Below are 18,881 nucleotides of genomic sequence, written 5' to 3'. Positions count from 1 at the left end.
ATTATTATCCGCAGGAAGAAATATCACATTCCCTTCCCTGGCTTATTCTGTCATTAACCCGGCTAATGATAACAACAAGGATGACCGACATATTATTGCTCAAGTCCGGGGTGATAAAAAACTGACGATGGCGGCAAATGGGACCCTCACCGCCGCCGGTGCCAAATTGACTTCCGGGGGTGATGTCACGCTTTCCTCCGGCGGCAATATGCGTTTTGAATCGGTGCAGAACCACACCTATCGGGAAGGTAACCGGGAATTCACCGAATCAGTGACTCAGCAGGGCACTGAACTGACCAGCGGCGGCATACTCACGGTTATCTCAAACGGCAGCATTCTTTTCCAGGCCACCCAACTGGCGGCCAAAGGGGCAATGGATGTGGCGGCACAAGGCGGTTACTTGTACGCTCAGGCGATGGAAGAATCCAATCATTATGAGAAAACCGAGACCAGACGCCGGTGGTATGGCAAAAAGAAAACCACCACCCGCACCCGTCATGATGTCACCAACAAAGTCACTGAATTTACCGCCGGCGGCGATATTAACCTGTTAAGCCGGGATGACAGCACCTATGAAGCCAGCAAAATCGCCACCCATCAACATGCCAAACTGACCAGTACGCACGGTCAGGTTAATTTTAAGGCGGTAAACAACAGCACCTTTGCGCAAACGATTACCCATTCCAAAGGGTTCTACATCAAGCAGACAGATAAAGGTTACACCGAAAATACCTGGGTGCTTCCGGCTATTCATCTCGGTGGAAAACTCACCGTAGCGGCCGCCAACGGTGTCAGCGCGGACATTAAAGCTAAAAATGGTCAGTCATTACAAAATGCCGTGTCAGTTTTCGGTAATACCCCGGAAACCGCCTGGCTGAAAGGCCTCAATGAACGTCAGGATGTGCAATGGAACTTAGTCAAAGAGGCGTATGACCGCTGGGATTATAAAAGCCAGCACCTGAACCCGGTGGTTTCGGCGGTGATAGCGATTGCTGTCGCCACCGTGACGGCAGGCGCAGGCATAACGGCTTCGGTGGCCGGATCAGCCGCAGGCACGGCAGGTTCAGCGGCAACGGCTGCGGGTGTAACCGCCAGTACAGCAGCCACTGTAAGTTCAGTGGCTTACGGCGCGACAGCTTCCGGCATGGCGGCTCTGGCCTCTCAGGCGGCGGTCGCTCTGGTGGATAATCAGGGTGACTTGTCCAAAACCTTAAAAGCGATGGGAAGCAGCGACACCGTTAAATCCACCCTGACTTCAATGGTCATTAGCGGCGCACTGGCGGGCTTTGATAACGTGATGGGATGGGATAACGCCGCAAATGGCGCAAAACTGGATCCATCAAAGGCAAAATTACCTTCCCTGAGCAACGGCGACTGGAGCAAAGTGGCTCAACGGGTCGCGGGCCAGTCCATCATCAGTTCCACCTTGGGGACAACGATTAATGGCGGCAGCTTTAAAGACAATTTCACCGCGGCTTTGCTGTCTAATATTGGCAGCCAGATTAATGCGGAAGGGGCCAGATTGATTGGTGATAATGGCGAAGTACTGGGCGTGCCGGGCAAAACGTTGAGCCACGTAGTTGTAGCAGGGATCAGTGCTGAAATTGGTCGGGGAAATGTCAAAGGTGCAATGGCGGGGGCTTTAGCGGCGGAACTGGCTGGTGTGATGATGGGGGATAATCTCATCAAGGCTGAAGAGTGGCAGAAAACATCGGAACGGCAAGCACAAATTGCCCGTGCTTTAGGTGGCTTTGCCGGGGCTGTATTTACCGGCAAAGCAGACGGTGCTTACAGCGGAGCAAACAGTGCTGAAAATACTTTCCGGTATAATTATCTTGCACATCATCAACAAGAATTGATGGAAAAAGAGCTTGCTGCCGAGTCTAACTACCTGAAAAAGTCGCAAATTTTTGCTAAATGGGGCTTGATTAGTAATACGCAAGACGGCTCTTTAGCCGCGGGCTTTATCTCCGGTATTCCATCAGAACTTTATGATAGTGTGATGGCCATTGTCGGAGCGGTCTCTAATCCTTCGGAAGTCATTGAATCGCTTAGGACACTGTTGATTCAGGAGGATATGCCCGGCTTTATCTGGCAAGCGACAAAGGAGGGTTATCTCAAGCAGCTTGATGTTGTCAAAGCCGAATATGAAAAAGCGGGTCCTGAGGGAGCCTATAACGCTGGCTTGGAAGCAGGAAAAATTGTCACTGAAATAGCCAGTATGGCAGCCGGTGGCCTTGGCGCGGTCAAGGGATCGACATCTGGTGCAGCTAAATTATCGAAAGTCATCTCAAAAGATCCGCACCCAACAGTAGACATAAGGCATGTGTATCGGGTAGAAAAAGATGGTAGCAAAACCCAAATGACGTGGGGAGAAGGTAACTATAAACAGGGGTATCCTTTTGAGGATTTTGTTGCTACGCAGATGCCAAAAGGTACTCGGTTGCCAGAGAATTTCAAGACATTTGATTTTTATGATCTAGAAACGGGATTAGCTACCAGTGTTAAGACATTGGATACACGTACTGCTGCAAGGGTTAAAGATCCGAAGCAACTCTATACTTCGATGAAAAAGAATATCGATGATGTGGCTAATTTCACTAAAGAGTCGAAAGGAAACCGTGTTGTTAGTGCTGATGAGATATTACAACGTGAAGTGCGTATTGCTGTACCAAAGATTACGACGCCTGAGCAATGGGAGCAGATTAATCGGGCCATTACTTATGGTACAGAAAAGAACATTAACGTCAAAATTACAGTGGTGAAATAATGAGTGCAAATTTTAAACAAGGGTTAAATGCTAGATGTGTATTTAATAGAGATTTTTACCTCATTGAAACTTTTTCTGGTTATCGGATGCTCAGTATTGATCTACAGGGAGGCCACTATTTATTGCCCCCAGATACAAATGATGAGCAATTAGGTATGGCGGTTCTTGATGCATTATCCAAGAGTAGGCTAATTCCTTTGGAGGATGTAGGTGATTTTTTTGATCCTGAAAAATGTCGCGAACAATATAAAGAATGGACTGATCGATTAATCAAAACTTATGGTTATCGCTCAAAACGCCAATTATTTAAGAAAATGAACAGTTGTGATATTCGTTTATTAGATGGTGTGATAACTATTAAACCTTCTGGTCATGAAAAACTTGAGCTTTGGACAGGAAAAGGCATTGTTGAATCTGATTATGTCGCAATCCCGGTGGATAGTTCTCCTGAGGAAGTTGGTGCAGCATTACGATTGGCTTTTTCACGTTGCAGAAGTTATGTTTAATGATAAAACAACAGTTTGTTTTTCACTGATTAGCTATGAGCTTTGATTTATAGAGTTAATTAAGGTGGATACGTAATCACTATTATGTATCCGCTAATTATCTCAAAAGGCTTAAAACGTTATTCAATGAGCTTTACTGCTAAAATCACGGTGGTGAAATAAAGATAAATAGAGTATGATTAACGTTTATTAAACGTAAAACACAATATACCATGATGATTAAACTTAATAGCCACCAAAGATTAAAAAATGGCTTTTAATAACAGTTTAAAACCTGCTGATCATAAATCTATCAGTAAAAAATGAGAAAAGAATTGGCTTTATTAAAGCTTATATACCCCGAAAAAAAGGCAAATAAAAATATAAAATAGATCAACAAGATAATATATTTAAAATATCAACCGATTTTAATAACGCTTTCAACTGGAGATTAAACTTTTTTATCAGCCAGTTAAATAATCATTTATAAGAAACAGAATAACAAAAGCCGCAAATAAATCATTTAAATTACAGTCTCGATTAACGATGTTGCACTTATTATGTGAATCTACCTGGTATTTGCTATTCAATATCATTGATACATTAAATACACTTATTTAAACTTGTTTTATACTATTTTACCCCATCCAATAGCATTGCTTTTCTACGGTTTGATTTAAATCATGCCTCTTTTTATACCATTAATGTGATTTAACGCTTAAATACCCGTTTAATCATTATAACCTTTCTGGCAAATGAATTAGCCAGACTTTTCAATATTGTTGATGTAATAAAACGTTATTAAATGAATTAACCGATTTATTTAAACATCATTTAAATAGCTATGGGTGAATGGAGTTAAGTTAAAATCTAAAATAATATGACTATCCTGTTTTAATAAATAAATGATTTTATTTTGACAAGCTCAATTTTTTTAAAATGATATTGACTAAATGCACATGCTATTTATTACGTTAAAATAGCCATTTTAATGAAAACCATTAAACCATTAAACCATTAAACCATTAAACCATTAAACCATTAAACCATTAAACCATTAAACCATTAAACCATTAAACCATTAAACCATTAAACCATTAAACCATTAAACCATTAAACCATTAAAGCGTAAAACAAATATCCTAAATATAAAACAAATCTCTTTTTAAAAAGTTAAAACTTTTTATTTAAAACTGTGCTTTAAACAATCAAATGAGTGCTTCACATAATAATCTCCAAGACTACTTGTAACATCAAACCCAACCTCAAATACGTGGCCTGAATTCACAATGACCATTACCCTGCAAGCACAAGACATTCATATTGTAACGATCATTCATAAACCCAGTAACTTCGCAGATTTCCGTCACCATTCGCCCCGGTTCCGTCGCAATCTTTTCTATCACAATCACCAGATTCACGCTTCTGGCGATCATCCAGCCAATCGTCCCGGGAGTAAAACCCTGCGCCGCCTCATCTTCATAAATGTAATGCGCTAATTTTTGCAACCCCTCCTCAGATGAATTGGCATGTGTTGTCGTTACTCCTCCAGGGTGCCCGGAGTTCCAACTTTTGAGCAAAGTATAAGCTTCACCACCGCGAATCTCGCCTACCACAATACGGTCCGGACGCAAACGCATCGTCGTTCGCAGTAAGCGGCGCATATCCACATCCTTACTGGTTCGTAACAGTGCACGGTTAGCATTGTTAAGCTGCAATTCCATCGTATCTTCAATCGCCACGATACGGTCACACGGGCATTGCAGGCTAATCTCATGCAGAATAGTATTCGTCAGCGTCGTTTTCCCGCTACCAGTACCGCCAACGATCAAGATATTCTTGCGCATAACCACAGCTTCACGAATTGCCTCAATCGGGTGCTCAAAGCTGCGTTTGTGGATCGCCAGCCCGGAAGTCTGCCGCATAGCGGTAGCGCCTATCGGCTTAATAATGCCGCTTTTCCGGTAATCAGACAGCGATAATACAACAGGAGAGTGTTTGCGAATGGCAATAGCAGGCGCATTGGCCAACGGAGGCAGTACGCCAGCAATGCGGGCACAGCCCAACGGGAATTCACCTTCAATCAGGCCCGCATCAGTACCCATATCCGATTTTTGCAATAAAGCAGAAATCAGCAAAATCCGCGCTGCCGCCTCTGCCGGAAAATCGGATTCAGCTTCATTCATGTTCTGGTTATGCGATTCAATCCACAGTTTTCCATCAGGATTAATAATGATTTCCACCACATTCTTATCATCAAGCGCCTGGAGGATAACAGGCCCGCAAGCTTGTCTCAGCTCATCCAACATTTCCTCACGATATGCGCCATCCACTCCCTGAATTTCACGGGTTCCAATTTCAATGCCCTGTCTGGTTTTCATCATTAATTTCAACGTTAAGCAGACGGTAGAGATAACGACTGTTCAATGGCATTTTCAATACCAGATACTGCCGTAACAACCAGCATCAACATGCCACCAATCATCAGGATCGAAGCCAGCAGGAATCCGCGGGTGACTATCTGAACCTTGACTATCGTTTCATCCAGCCAGTGCCGTGCAAACTTCGCCATTGACTGATCAAAACCCTGCAATCGTGACAATAGCCTCAGATAACTGATCGCCTCGCTATCGGGAAAACGATAACCCGTATCGCGCAGCGCCTCGCCAAAACCAGCCCCCATTGAAATATGTTCGAGCGTGGCAGCAATACGTACATACAACCAACGCGAACCCGCCTGTTCCAACAGCAATTCCAGCGCCGATTGCAACATCATCCCTGAGCGGATCAGCAACGAGACATTCAGTATGAACATGCTGCCATGAATGGTTCTGTACAGTGACCACGGCGGAAACCGGTCAAGCACCGTTCGCAACCGCCCGCCCAGAAAAGGCAACGATAATGACAACGCAATGATCAATATCACCAGGAATATCAGCGAATACAGCCCATAGTCATTAACAAATGTTCCCATCACATAAAGGGTATAAGCCGCGCCATCCCAAGTTTCCGGCTTAGAAACCGACGCCAGTTTGGGAACCAGACTCCCCGCCACAATGTGCAACAAGACGCATATCATCCCAATCAGTACCGCCGGATACATAGAGGCACCGACAACCGCATTGCGGATCTTGCTACCCGCTTCAATCATGGCGATCGCATCCATGAAAGCGCTATGTATGTCGCCGGAGCGCTCACCCGCGGCAATCACCGCGACTTCATTAGGACCAATCCATTGCTGCAAACTCTCTGCCAAAGTGCTGCCCTGACTCACCGATTCATAGCAACGACTCAAGACCAACGCATAACCACCGTTGGGTTTTTGGCCTTCATTGCTGGCGACATTGTACATTTCGCGTAATGCATCAATCAGCATGACACGATTTTCCAGCATCATAATAAGATGCCCGTAGAAACGAATCCGCGCTTTCTTACCGAACTGTATCTTCGCCATTCGATAGTTCAGTCTTTCAATAAAATCGGTCAGGAACATGGTGTTTTACTCTATTTGATGGATCGTGGGGATAATCGGCCCCAAGACGCGTTCTCCCGCTCGGGGATCGATGATTCCGTCATTTATTTTGTGAATAAGTGCATCGTTCTTGCTTAATCCGCCCATTTCCGTCATCCAATACCGGGTTGCCCCATGATGATGACCGGTTCGATAAGCTTGCATTAAGCCCGGAGAAGTACGTACCACTTCAGCGACTACCGTTCGGCCCACGATGCCGCTCTGCTTGCAATAATCACAGCCTTCCCCCTGCAAACAAACCGATTCCGGCTGGCAATAAAGATTCAACCGTTTTAACAGACGCCCGGAAATTTCCTGCTCATGTCCTTGCAAGGGAACTTTGCAACGGGGACATAACACCTGAACCAACGATTGACTGACTAAACCAATCACTAACCGCGAATCCATCAACAGTGATTCCATTACCGCCTCATCCTGCAAACGGGGCAGGATCGCTAACGCATCGTTTGCATGTATCGTGGTCCAAATGAGATGGCCCGTCATTGCGGCACGAAACGTCATCTTTGCGGTGACCGCATCACGTATCTCGCCGACCATAATCACATCGGGATCGAGCCGCATAGCATCAGCGATTGCCATTGCCCATTCTTGTTCAACAACCACGCTATCACCACGATCGCCGGTTATGGGCGACTGATTAGCGCCTTCAATCTCATATTCCGGTGGATCTTCAAGCGTGAGCAAATGAATACCCGCTTGTTCCGCTATCAGCTTCTGCATCACAACTTTCAGAGTAGTGCTCTTGCCGCTACCGGTCGCGCCGGACAACAGGACGACCCCAGCCCGATGGTCCATCAGCTCTTCCAATATCTGACACTGTTCCGGCAAATAGCCAAGATCACTCAGGGTGCACACCGTACCGGGACTATCCGCATACAACAACCTCAGTACCATTAACATGCCACGATCAAGCGGACGGGTATTAATCCGCGCCCCGGAAAGCCCGCATTCGGTAAGAAATTCATCCTTCATTCGCGCACGCTGTGCCTGCATCGGCTTAAAAGTCGGCTCTGCCACGTCGCACATACTTTGGTAAATCGTCGCGCATAGTCGTAATCCTTCTTCGGGACGCAACTGCTCCACGGGCCGCAAATAACCATCAATACGGCAACGGATCTCACAATAATTATGCCGGGCGACAATATGTAAATCCGACGCTCGCTCCTGTGTGGCTTCTCCGATTAAGCGAGTGATATAACGCTGAACATCGGATTCTGTGCCGCCCAGCCCATGACGATGATGATGGCTCTTGCTAAGACGGTACAACTCCAATATGTTCCCCATCCCACAGGTGACAATCTGATAAATGAAACCGTGTCTTTTAACCGTTTCCTCATAGGCCAGTACATGGGGATCGAGCCGGTGAGAAGCGGATACAGCAAGCACGCATTGCCCCTTTTGCTGGGGCAACTCAATAAGACATATCAAACTGCGGTTCGCCAACTCTATTTCAAGTGCGCCGCTCAGAGCGGATAACACTTTCGCCCCCTGCCTGACCATACACAGCAGATCGGAACTTGTTATTACCATAGGAATTTCCACTTATCAGCAATTAACGACTTAACGGTAACGGCGGTGCAACCATTAAATCCAGGCTATCCAATAACGATGCATCGTTAGTCGCAGTCAGTCCCACATCATAGAATCGTCCCTGTTTGGTAAAAGTGACCACACCGTTATTAATGCGCACCACTTTATAACCATTCGGCAACTGATCACCAGCTTTCACATCCATGATGCCACCCGAACGAAACCGTAGCGTGGCAATCAGCGCCCCGTTGCGCCCAAAGATTGACTTAACTAAAGGCAGATCATTATTAATCGCGCCACTTTTATTCACGACGCTGGAAATTTTATCGAGTTCAGCCTGCGCATTTGCCCTGGCGGTTTCAGCTTTAAGTAACATCACTTCGGTCTGTAACTTTGCCAATTGTTCAGCAACATTGTCAGTCGTTGCCGCCGGCAATGCCGGTTTCTGCACCACAGGCTTTGCCTGAACCGCCGGGATCTCAGCAGGTGATGTTTGTGCATATGCCAGAGAAAATACCGACACCACCAATACACTGATTATAAACTGACTAATTTTTTGCATAGAAAACTCCACTAAGCTCCCACTGAGGAAAACCGTCAGATAACACAACTCTGGCGCTGGTGACCCTCAACCCAGGAAGCGACTTACCTGAAAACAAGGCATCTGGCGGTAATTGAGAAGAGAGCGTCCAGCTATAAGTCTGCCAGTCAGGGTTCGCCCACACGCGAGTCTCCCCTTCTGCCGCAGGAGGAGGAGGAGGCAGAACAGAAGCGCTCTCAGTTAAAACCGGAGGCGGCAAATCCAACGCCTGGAAATAAGACGTTAACTCAATCAGCGCCTGATCTGACGACAGCAATACGTCGTCGCCTTCCGGCAAATTCTCACTCTGCTGATTGAACGGTATCAATACCTGTGCCTGCTCTCCGCCATTGGAAATCACAGGGCCAGACTGGAATATATTGATAGCAGCAACCTGAAAAATATTGATCGGCATTCCTTCATGACGCTGGTAGCTCACAGAAATCGTATCAGCATCCAGAAGAATGGCGTCAATTTGCCAACCCGCAAGGGACAAAGGGATCCTGGCTAACGCTCGGTTCCATGCGGCGAATTGCCACTCGATTTGCGGTTGTGCAAGCCACGGATGCGGCGGTGGAATTTCTACGACTTCATCGGATAAATCCGGTGTGATCAATACCGTATTCTGCTTATAGGTGTGCCACCCCCACCAACCACCGGCCAGCAAAATTGCCAAACCCGCGCTCATGCCAAAGAGCTTAATTTGATGCTTCGACATTTCACCCGTTAAGCTTTCCAACTGACCGACAGATTTTTTCAATGCAGATTTCGGCAACAACTGGGCCAATGGCATCTCCGGCCACGACGATTCAAACTCCTTCGGCGCATAAATCACATTCCATACCCCGTTGGCGCCCTCTACCAACTGTACCGTATCACGCAACTTTGCCTCGATCTCTTCGCGGACGCCAATCAAGTCACGTCCAGCCATGATTGCACCCTGATGTACCGCGACTAACGCATAATGCCCATCAGACAAACGAAACGCGCCGATCCAGTTAGGTTTATCTACCGCTTTAGCAAGGGCAGCGGCCAATGAATAATCACCCGGTGCCCCGGCCTCCTTTGGTACGTAACCGATCTGAATACCTTGCCCGACACGATGCCGGACAGCCAGGGTAAACCCCGCCGCAATCCCATTTCTGCGCATGTTAGAACGCGCCAACACAGTTACCGGTGGTCGCCAGATGATGCCAGCCACCAGCGTTTTACCATATAGCTTGATTTGCATGACGTGCTCCACGTCTGTCCCGGTCCGGATCATCTTTCAATCTACCACTATAGGAGTAATCATGACCACGATCACATTATGATTTGTTTTACCCTCACGACGCCCTCCCAAGACCTGATTATCCGGGCTGCCCAAGCCACTGCGCTCACTGGTATCTGACTGTTGCTCAAACCCTGACAACACCAAAGTTTCACCTGAGTGCAGCCGCACTTTCTGGCTGAACGCACGTAAATCTATCGTCGGCAATTGCACCTGACCGGTCTCTTCCTTGCCAAATTTCGCCAGCTTCTTCAAATCGCTTAAGCTAATGTTGTATTGCAACAATATTTGCTTATCAGCCATGGCATAAGGCAGCATCAACATATTAAAACCGGTCGTCACTGTCGCGGGTTCAATCCCCACCGAAGTACCGACTTGTGGCGTCACCGTGTTAGAAATTGATGAAACATACCCGGTCTGGGTTGCCACCTGCATCGGTACCGCCTGCAAATTCAATGTGGTCACCGAGGGTTGAGTCACTATGGAGACTTTGCCCTGCGCCGATAACGCCTTAATCAGCAACGTGCTGTCACTGAATGGCCCTTTGAGAATGTGGATATTGGTATTGATACTTCCCTCATCAATAGCAGTCGAGTTCTTATCAGCCAATCCTATATGAGCGCTTTTATAAGCCAACGACCAATCGACGCCATACTGATCATCCCGATCGAACGTCAGATTAAGGATCTTGACATTAAGCACCACCTGCGTGGTCAGCAATTTATTCTGCTGATCAATATAATCCTTAACTCTGTCGAGTAGTTCAGGGGAGTCGGTTACCGCCAATGATGCCGTCGCCATCGACAAAGTTAACTTACCTTCACCCGGCGTCAGCATCCCTGACACCGTTTTCTGGATCTCATCCATCACCGAACGTGTCAAAGAAGTGGCAAGGGTTTGCGTACTGCCGCTGTTACCACTATCGCCCCCACCCGCGCCACCGCCGAACGTCGCACTAGTCGTCGCGGTCACGCTGGAAGACAATGCATCCGTGCCCGGCAATGCATATATCTGAAACACCCGCGTCTCTGTTTTGAAAATATGCACTGCGCCATTATGTACTTTCCAATGCAACCCTGATGATAAAATGACTGAATCGAGCAAACCCGCCAGAGATCCATGCCAATTCACATTGATTTTCAACACGTCCGGTTCACCGCTTTCAGATACGGGTTGTGAACCTGAATTAACAACCACTACCCCCTGCTCATTGCCTTTTTCACCCGATGGCGAGCCGGAATATGCGGCTAGTCGCACATCCGCGCTGATCACTACCGGTACACCGCAAATACGTTTGATCTTGCCGGCAAATTCACTCAACGTCATCGGTTCCGCTTCCTGCAAGGTTAAGTTACAGGAGACCGTTTCACTCTCCTTCTTCGATGGGATCTCCTTGGTTGACACCCAATAACCCTGTTGATGAACATGCACTGAGGTGGAAGCGGCTCTATTGCGTAATCCCTTAATAATTTCGGTCGCATTCGCCATTTCATTATCCGCCTGATGATCGACCTTGTTGATTGCCGCACAACCTGACAGACCCGCAACTATGCAGGACAGCAATATCAATCTGGAAAACGTCAAAAACTGAATAGACATGGTTATTACCCCTGCGCCTGTACATGAACAAGCCGCTGTTCCTGATAAATATCAACAGTAAAAGGACGGTTCGCCATGGTGTAAGCGTCGAACAGCTCACTCATCGCCTGAATAAACGTCCCCTTGAATCGCAGGCCAGCCCGGATCGGAAAATCATAGGAGGCATCCCATACCACTTCATAGCCGGACTTGCTCGCCCATGCTTGCGTAACATTACGCAGAGTTTGCCCTGGAGTTGCAGTCCACACCGCAGCCAAAGGAGCCGGCATTGGTGCCGGTGTTGCATAAACGGCAGCATTTGATAGACAAACAAGCGCCGTAAAAACAGATGCGATTATTTTGTTCATTGATCTTTCCAAAGAAAAAGAAGCATAAAAATAACTTATTAATCAGTCAATTACCTAAAAAAAGCCCACTTGCCGAACAGCAACTACAGTATTTCCACCAGCGCGCCGTCAGATACAAATTTCCGGACACCATCGGGTAATTGTCTGGCAAGCGGGCTGCCTATTCGTTTCCCTCTGCCGTCGATCAGCCTGGAACCGTTCTTGAAACCGATCTGATCGGGTTCCGCCCCCCATCTCAGCAATTCTGCGAAAGCGCCATGCAGCAGCACATTGTCGCCGTAGCTGATATTTTTGCGGAAAATATAGACATGGGACCCTGAGATAAAGGCTCCCCAGAGACACTTGCCAGACTTGCCAGAAAAGTTGTCACACCAGGCATCGGTGTTCACCCACTCCATGTGCATTGCGGTCAAGACCTGCCGCATCTTCCGACGCCTGACCTCTCCCTGAGCATGATGATTAAGCAACTGCTCACGGGTTGAAGCATAACTACGAAACAACGCAGCCACATCCGTTCTGGCCCGCACCGATTGCACACGTACTTCATGCAATAACTGGCCGAAAATCAGTTGCATGAAAAATACAATGACAATCCCAACAATAGCTAATGGCCACATTTTTGTTCTCCTGCAAGTTAAAGACAGCAGAAATTCACTAAACCGGATTGATTAATTCCAAATCACAAGGTGCACGGGATGTGCCTGATCATCAGTGACCACTTCCCAAATATGGGCGTTATTTTTAGAAGAGTGGAACACACTGGTAATGTTATATTTGCGGTGCGGCCCGGCAATGAATGTCACGGCACATGTCCCGGCATTCCGTAGGTTTATATTGGTGCTGCCTTCCAGATAATCCGTCAGCCCAGATCCCTGAAAAACCAGCGGTAAATCATATTCCCGGTTGTTACCATTCTCATCCGCTTCATACACAGCCAGCACACAACGCATATGAAAGCCATCAGAAAGCGGCGGTGTGGAAGCGGTCACCAATACCGGAGAATCTGAATTATTGAAGAACGGCTGACTGTGTGCCTTACCACCACTGCTGACATAATAGGTCGCTATCTCCCCCGTCAATTCAGGTTTCACCCCCGCCGCAGACCAATAGCCGCTGCCGATGACCGTCTGTTTCGCAAACAACTTTCCGCCGCCTCCGGTCGCCTCTTTCCATCGCAACGCGGGAATACCGGTGCTTGTTTGCTGGCACACCAACAATTCTCCCTGTTTGCTCATGGAGACATTCCCCAAAGCCGGACAACTGCCACCGGCAAAACTTCCGGTTTTGGTGTTTATCACTAAATTGTTGCCGACAACCACATCCTTATCTGCATGAACATCACCGACGGCCAGGGTGCCTTTTCTATTAGCACTGGCATTGCCATCTAGGATAAACAACGTACCATGCGCCGGATTGACAACAATTTCCCCATCATCACCTTGCGCAACATAAGATTGTTTTTCCTGAAAACGGGAAGAGAAAGCCATCTTATTCACACCATCAACAACACCGGCGCCTTTCATCGACAACGTATCCACCTGATCGAGTCTATTGCCGCCCATATTGATGCTGGTTTCCATCTGATTCCACTCTGGATGACCATCTATTTTTTGCCGGTGAAGCAAATCACCGGCTAATGTACCTGGCCCATAGGTTACCGCGTCCAGGATGAACGGAGCATAAAAAATGCGTCCGATTTCATTAGGTTGCTCATTGAAAAAACCGGCAAAAGATTCAGGTGCATTGACCTGACCGTAGCTGTTCCAATAAGTGGCCGGATTATGACTGTCACGATCCCGGTAATCCAGGTAGAGACCGCCAACACCAATCAACTGCGCGATTTTCATCGAATGACCAGCAACATCCGGCGGCTTGCCGTTAGCCATTGCCGGAACGGTGTAAATCAACGGATCAATGCGTTTCTTGCCATTGGGCAACATGACGACACGTAATACGCCATCATATTTCTGACCCAGCGGATTGACCGTATTCTGGTCCAGTCCCGGGGGTAAATAGGGGAGCATCTCTGCCCAATGAATAGGTGCCGGAGTGGGCCCCTGACTTAAAGCGGTGTAATTATCATTCACATAATCCGCCACTGCATCGCCAAGATGCTGGATCTGCCCGGCAACTACCTGATTAACCAGCATATCACTCTGCCTGTTCAGATAAACCACACCAACCACCATCATTGATGCCAGCACCATCAGTGCAACCGTCACTTCCAGCAAAGTGAAACCTGCATTACGGCGGCGTATCGTTAATATGGACACAGATTCATCATGCATAAACAGCCCTTCTTAAAAGTATCAACATCTATTTCATCCGATGGACTCTTTACCCAAAAGAGCATTCCGCCCAAAAGTGCTGCGCTCATATCCAGCTATCGATGGAAAAACGCCACAACTAACCCAGCCATCGCCAAACCTGGCCCGAAAGGTATTTGTGGTGTTTTCATTTTGCGCAGCCAGCGAATCGCCAGATAACTTATCAACGTGAACTCTGCCGCCAGCAAAACCACGGATGGCAACGCTTCCACCCCCAACCAGGCCCCCAGCGCCGCCAGGAATTTGGCATCTCCCATTCCCAATGCATCACGCTGAGTCAATCGCCGGGCGATCCACTCAACCAGCCGGAAAAACAGATACCCACAAACCGCGCCACTCACGGCCAAAGGCAGTGCCACAAATCCGGCGGATTGCAGATTGAACAGCAACCCCAGCCACAACAAAGAAAGTGTCAGTTGATCAGGCAGCAACAAATATTCGAAATCAATGACCGCCAGCGCCACCAACACAGAACTCAGCACCAACAATCCCAACAGCGAGTAACTCCAGCCCATATCCAAAGCCAGCAAAGAAAAAAGTAAAGCCACCGTTCCTTCAACCAGCGGATAACGTATTGAAATCATCCCATTACAATATCGACAGCGCCCTTTCTGATATACATAGCTCAACAGGGGAATGTTATCGCGGACCGCCAGCGTGTGACTGCAACGTGGGCAATGCGAACCGGGAAAACAGAGATTAAAGCCAGCCACTTCATTATTGATTTCAGAAAAAATCATGATCGGTAGGCGAAAGATCACGACATTTAGAAAACTTCCGACACATAATCCCAGTAATCCAACCACCAGGACCAGACACCCAGTCGAAGATTGCAGCCACTCGATCACCATGATCATCTCCCGGCACAATTAGCGCAAAACAGATCAAAACCCGCCAGGTAGCTTGAAAGCCTGCCACAAGCCCCTCAAGCTACCCATCACATAAAGAATCAATAACTGACCTAACTGGCAGAAATAAACGTCACCGTATTGGCATCATTGGCATTACATGCAGTATTAATTTGCGCCAACGTCGAATCTGGCTTAATTTCCGTGACCGACTGTTGCCCCTTCCCGCCACCACCACCGACGATCATTTTCGACCAACCCTCCACCCGCAACTTCAACGAAAGTTGCTGGCAAGCCTCATCAGGCACATTCTGATATTCAATCTTAAACGTCTGAGCGGTAGCATCTCCCGGCGAAATAAGCACCTTACCATTCCAACTATTAAAAATAATTCCGCTGGTACCATCCTGAGTCATATTGGCCGGAACAACCTTATAATGGATGGCAATCTTATTATCCAAACTGTCATAACCTTTGGCACCGTTTTTAATTGATTTCAAATTTGCTGCCATCTGAGTAATATTCGACGATTCTGTCGAAATTTCCGAAGCCCGGAACAACTTACCAATCCCCGCTGCGGCTGCGGCTAATATCACAATACCAACAATCATCACAACCAACGCTTCAATCAAAGTAAAACCCGATTGCCGCTTGGCTTTAAGTAACACACTGACTTTCTTATTCATGCTGATAACTCCAAAATCAAAATGATAGACGCGCTCCAACGCGCGTCTTCAGAACTGCCGCTTGAACTGAAAACTCACATGCTTACAAAAAGAAATAAAACATATACGTTATAATCACATGTATCAAAATATTCATAAAATTGCAATATTTCAAATTGAAACAAATATTATAAGTTATAATTTGAAAAATAAAATTGTTTAAAACGTTCAAAAATCACACTATCGATCGTTAAAAACTATCAAATATATTAATTTCCATCGTGAGTATCGATTAAAATTAATGATATAGCTCATTAAAAAACCAAAGGATTTTATTCTGTCAATTAGTTAGAAATGATTATTTATAAATATTTTTAATTAATTTAGTGGGGCTGTTGTTAAGCGTTACTGTTGTTCTACGTCTGTTAAAGATCACATTTTGGTGAAAATGGGGGGTGGGATACTGCCCTTCTATCAGGGAAAATTGTTCAATTTGTGTTTTTTTGTAAAAAAATATTTGCAAATGTTTATCTTTCGTGTGAATTTTATAAGGTATCAATGCCGATACAGTGAAAAAAAGATTCGAATAAATGTCTAAGTTAACTAAAGAAATCAAAGAAAATAAAGCTACAGATATTCTAAAAAGGACGGTTTTAATAGACGTACTGTATTCTGTCCCTCCGTTAAAGAAATATTAAGCAGAACCGCGTCACATTTAATTTCCTCTGGCGTAAATGAAGATTTCATTGCTAAAAACTTGGAGTGTTAACTAATGATAAAGGCAATTTTTGTTGCTTTGTTTTTTTCATCATTCTCTTATGCATCTGAGAAATTACCGATATTAAATATCCGATATAATGATAATGGGCTTCCAATTGTTGATGCAACAATCTCAAACCGTTATCACACGTTAATGTTGGATACAGGAAGTAGCAAAGGATTGCATTTATATAGTTATGAAATAGAAAAATTGCTTTCTGGGCCTGATTTAAAATCAATGAAAAAACAAGCCAATATAAAACTGAGTGATCTATCTGGAAGGACCTTTACTGTTTCAAGATGGATGATTTCAGAACTATTAATTTCAAATATTTCATTTAAGAACATAGAGTTAGTTAACCTTATCCCTTGGGGGTTATCAATAGGTGATACAAAGCAAGATCCTGAGTCCGAAGTAATCGGACTGGGTGCTTTCAAAGAACAAGTGGTACTCTTAGATTTTAAAGATAATAAATTGCAGATTCTTACAAATCAACATTACGACATGACTTCATGGTATTCTTATCACTTTAATTTAACGCAATCAGGAATTTCTTTACGTGCTGAAATAGATGAAACTCCATTAAATATCATTCTTGATACTGCGGCAACACATTCAATTATATTTTATAACCGCGTTCCGGATGTTACTAAATTCAGAAGCTGTAAGTTGATCGATAAAACAGCATCAAATCTAGATTGCAATGCCGTTTCCGTTGATTTAAATGATTCCAGACGAGATAAGAAAAATATTATATCTATAGTCATCAATCAAAACATGCCAAAAGATATCGATTTTGATGGATTATTAGGAATGGATTTTTTACGAGGCCATAAGGTTATTTTAGATATGCCTAATGAAAAACTTTATTTAAGTAGATAAGAAATGAGCGAGAAAGAATCAATTTTTCGTGAAGAAGCCCTCAGCTATAAAGAAAATTCGTGGTTAGGGGACTTTTCCATTTCAGTTCCTTCAATACTTCCAGTAGTACTATGGATCTCGATGGGCGTTCTGGTTATTGCAATTGTAATTTTATTAACCAATTACACCCAGCGAGTTCCTGCCACTGGACAAATTTTATACTTTCCGGCTGCGGATGAATCTATTTTTAATCAAGATGGAGTTATTTCAAAGATAAAAGTACAGCAAGGAGATTTTATTAAAAAAGGAGATCTGATTGCGACGGTATATCATGATGTGGTGTACGAAGGTGGGGGTGTTAATATAACATTACAAGAAAATGCAGAAAAACAGATAAAATCACTAAAGAAACGTAAGGAAGAAAAAGGAAAAGAGCGTGAGAATGAAAGATTACGTTTGATAGATAGAATTAGTATAAAAAAACAGGAGCTATCAGCAATTCATACACTGAACCTTAAGTATTAAGCCTCTCGAAAATACCCTCCAACCCATTATCTTTATTGGATTTTCTTTGGGGCAACTTCAACGCATTTTTGGAGAGATATTTCAGGGCTCAATCTCGCTTTTTGGCCGGTCGCAAAACCTGTCCAGTGGGTGTGGGATTTTAGTTCCTTAAACAGCAGTTCGACCTGCCAGCGACAGCGATAGACCGCCATGATGTCATCGGCGGTAAAGTGGGATGGCGGCAGAATAGGATTAAGAAAAAAAGCGAAATGAAAACCGACATTATCCCTAATTCCCATCCAACATTTCCAATTAACGCCATAGCAGCAGGATTCGCAATTAATGCCAGAGGAATCATCATCTTAAAAATAAAACCGAACCTGCCATTAAAGATACCAATAGGAAAATGCTCAATAATAATATTATTTAAAAACAAGGGATCTCGGTGTTCATTACCAGGCCACTAAAACGAATTAGCAGTCAAAATAAACCAAATACTGTTGTACGTTATCATTCCAGTCAGCAACAGCAAAATGTACAGAAGTAAATTGATAAAATGAAAGCTCAATGAAGCAGAGGTTTTGTTGCTTCCTAAGTAACATTTCAAAATAATAGATTATCTGAAGGGAACTCAGTTAAATTTTTGCGTTCTGAACATCCAATATTAACGTAAATATAAGTAATCGATGTTTTGATAAAATGGTTATTATTATGCGAATGTAAGTTAAAAACTTACTTAAATAAATAACTTTCATTGAGTAGTTGTTGTAAATATAATATTTTCTCGTTTTTTATTTTATAGT

General features: G+C 45.1%; 15 protein-coding genes and 1 pseudogene. 4 read left to right on the top strand and 12 right to left on the bottom strand.

Translation table 11 applies throughout. The features are described from left to right. Positions 1-2,770 (top strand): DUF637 domain-containing protein (locus tag ACGF63_RS21245; protein WP_387633034.1); only part of this gene is annotated, 2,770 nt, incomplete at its 5' end. Next, a complete protein-coding gene (locus tag ACGF63_RS21240; protein WP_387633032.1) occupies positions 2,770-3,276 on the top strand; it encodes a contact-dependent growth inhibition system immunity protein in 507 nt (168 codons plus the stop codon). The genes ACGF63_RS21245 and ACGF63_RS21240, both read left to right, overlap by 1 nt. A 1,244-nt stretch (positions 3,277-4,520) precedes the next feature. Here the strand turns inward: ACGF63_RS21240 and ACGF63_RS21235 are convergent. The 11 genes from ACGF63_RS21235 to ACGF63_RS21185 form a co-directional block, all read right to left on the bottom strand. Then, complete coding sequence (locus ACGF63_RS21235; protein WP_387633030.1) at positions 4,521-5,639, bottom strand: ATPase, T2SS/T4P/T4SS family; 1,119 nt, start codon at positions 5,637-5,639, stop codon at positions 4,521-4,523. Positions 5,640-5,650: 11 nt separating this feature from the next. Beyond that, entirely contained in the window at positions 5,651-6,748 is a 1,098-nt protein-coding gene (locus tag ACGF63_RS21230) for a type II secretion system F family protein (RefSeq protein ID WP_387633028.1), read from the bottom strand. A 6-nt stretch (positions 6,749-6,754) separates the two neighbouring features. Further along, on the bottom strand, positions 6,755-8,317 hold the full coding sequence (locus ACGF63_RS21225) for a GspE/PulE family protein (protein WP_132351962.1): 1,563 nt from the start codon (positions 8,315-8,317) through the stop codon (positions 6,755-6,757). Positions 8,318-8,339: 22 nt separating this feature from the next. Continuing rightward, positions 8,340-8,879: a type IV pilus biogenesis protein PilP gene (gene pilP / locus ACGF63_RS21220; RefSeq protein ID WP_387633025.1), complete on the bottom strand. Its 540-nt coding sequence runs from the start codon at positions 8,877-8,879 to the stop codon at positions 8,340-8,342. Beyond that, on the bottom strand, positions 8,866-10,128 hold the full coding sequence (gene pilO2, locus ACGF63_RS21215; RefSeq protein WP_240042193.1) for a type 4b pilus protein PilO2: 1,263 nt from the start codon (positions 10,126-10,128) through the stop codon (positions 8,866-8,868). The genes pilP and pilO2 overlap by 14 nt, the downstream gene beginning before the upstream one ends. A gap of 36 nt (positions 10,129-10,164) precedes the next feature. Continuing rightward, a complete protein-coding gene (locus ACGF63_RS21210; protein WP_387633024.1) occupies positions 10,165-11,766 on the bottom strand; it encodes a PilN family type IVB pilus formation outer membrane protein in 1,602 nt (533 codons plus the stop codon). Between the two features lie 5 nt (positions 11,767-11,771). Continuing rightward, positions 11,772-12,125, bottom strand: coding sequence for a toxin co-regulated pilus biosynthesis Q family protein (locus tag ACGF63_RS21205; protein WP_387633022.1), 354 nt, complete (start codon positions 12,123-12,125; stop codon positions 11,772-11,774). A 71-nt stretch (positions 12,126-12,196) separates the two neighbouring features. Next, a complete protein-coding gene (locus ACGF63_RS21200) occupies positions 12,197-12,730 on the bottom strand; it encodes a hypothetical protein (RefSeq protein ID WP_132351970.1) in 534 nt (177 codons plus the stop codon). Positions 12,731-12,781: 51 nt separating this feature from the next. Continuing rightward, complete coding sequence (pilV, locus tag ACGF63_RS21195) at positions 12,782-14,401, bottom strand: shufflon system plasmid conjugative transfer pilus tip adhesin PilV (RefSeq protein ID WP_387633020.1); 1,620 nt, start codon at positions 14,399-14,401, stop codon at positions 12,782-12,784. Between the two features lie 95 nt (positions 14,402-14,496). Further along, positions 14,497-15,291 (bottom strand): A24 family peptidase, encoded by a 795-nt coding sequence (locus tag ACGF63_RS21190; protein ID WP_132351974.1) that lies wholly within the window; start codon positions 15,289-15,291, stop codon positions 14,497-14,499. Positions 15,292-15,401: 110 nt separating this feature from the next. Further along, a complete protein-coding gene (locus tag ACGF63_RS21185) occupies positions 15,402-15,974 on the bottom strand; it encodes a type 4 pilus major pilin (RefSeq protein ID WP_132351976.1) in 573 nt (190 codons plus the stop codon). Positions 15,975-16,725: 751 nt separating this feature from the next. On the opposite strand from ACGF63_RS21185, the gene ACGF63_RS21180 reads away from it, so the two are divergent. Beyond that, positions 16,726-17,595: a hypothetical protein gene (locus ACGF63_RS21180; protein ID WP_387633018.1), complete on the top strand. Its 870-nt coding sequence runs from the start codon at positions 16,726-16,728 to the stop codon at positions 17,593-17,595. A 3-nt stretch (positions 17,596-17,598) separates the two neighbouring features. Then, complete coding sequence (locus ACGF63_RS21175; RefSeq protein WP_387633017.1) at positions 17,599-18,099, top strand: biotin/lipoyl-binding protein; 501 nt, start codon at positions 17,599-17,601, stop codon at positions 18,097-18,099. A gap of 95 nt (positions 18,100-18,194) precedes the next feature. On the opposite strand, the pseudogene ACGF63_RS21170 reads toward ACGF63_RS21175, so the two are convergent. After that, positions 18,195-18,323, bottom strand: a pseudogene (locus ACGF63_RS21170) (transposase); the annotation flags it as partial. Between the last annotated feature and the right edge of the window lie 558 nt (positions 18,324-18,881).

The sequence above is a fragment of the Photorhabdus sp. RM322S genome (assembly GCF_042879395.1).
GTDB classification, from domain to species: Bacteria; Pseudomonadota; Gammaproteobacteria; order Enterobacterales; family Enterobacteriaceae; genus Photorhabdus; species Photorhabdus khanii.
This window is presented reverse-complemented; position numbering and strand designations above follow the sequence as displayed.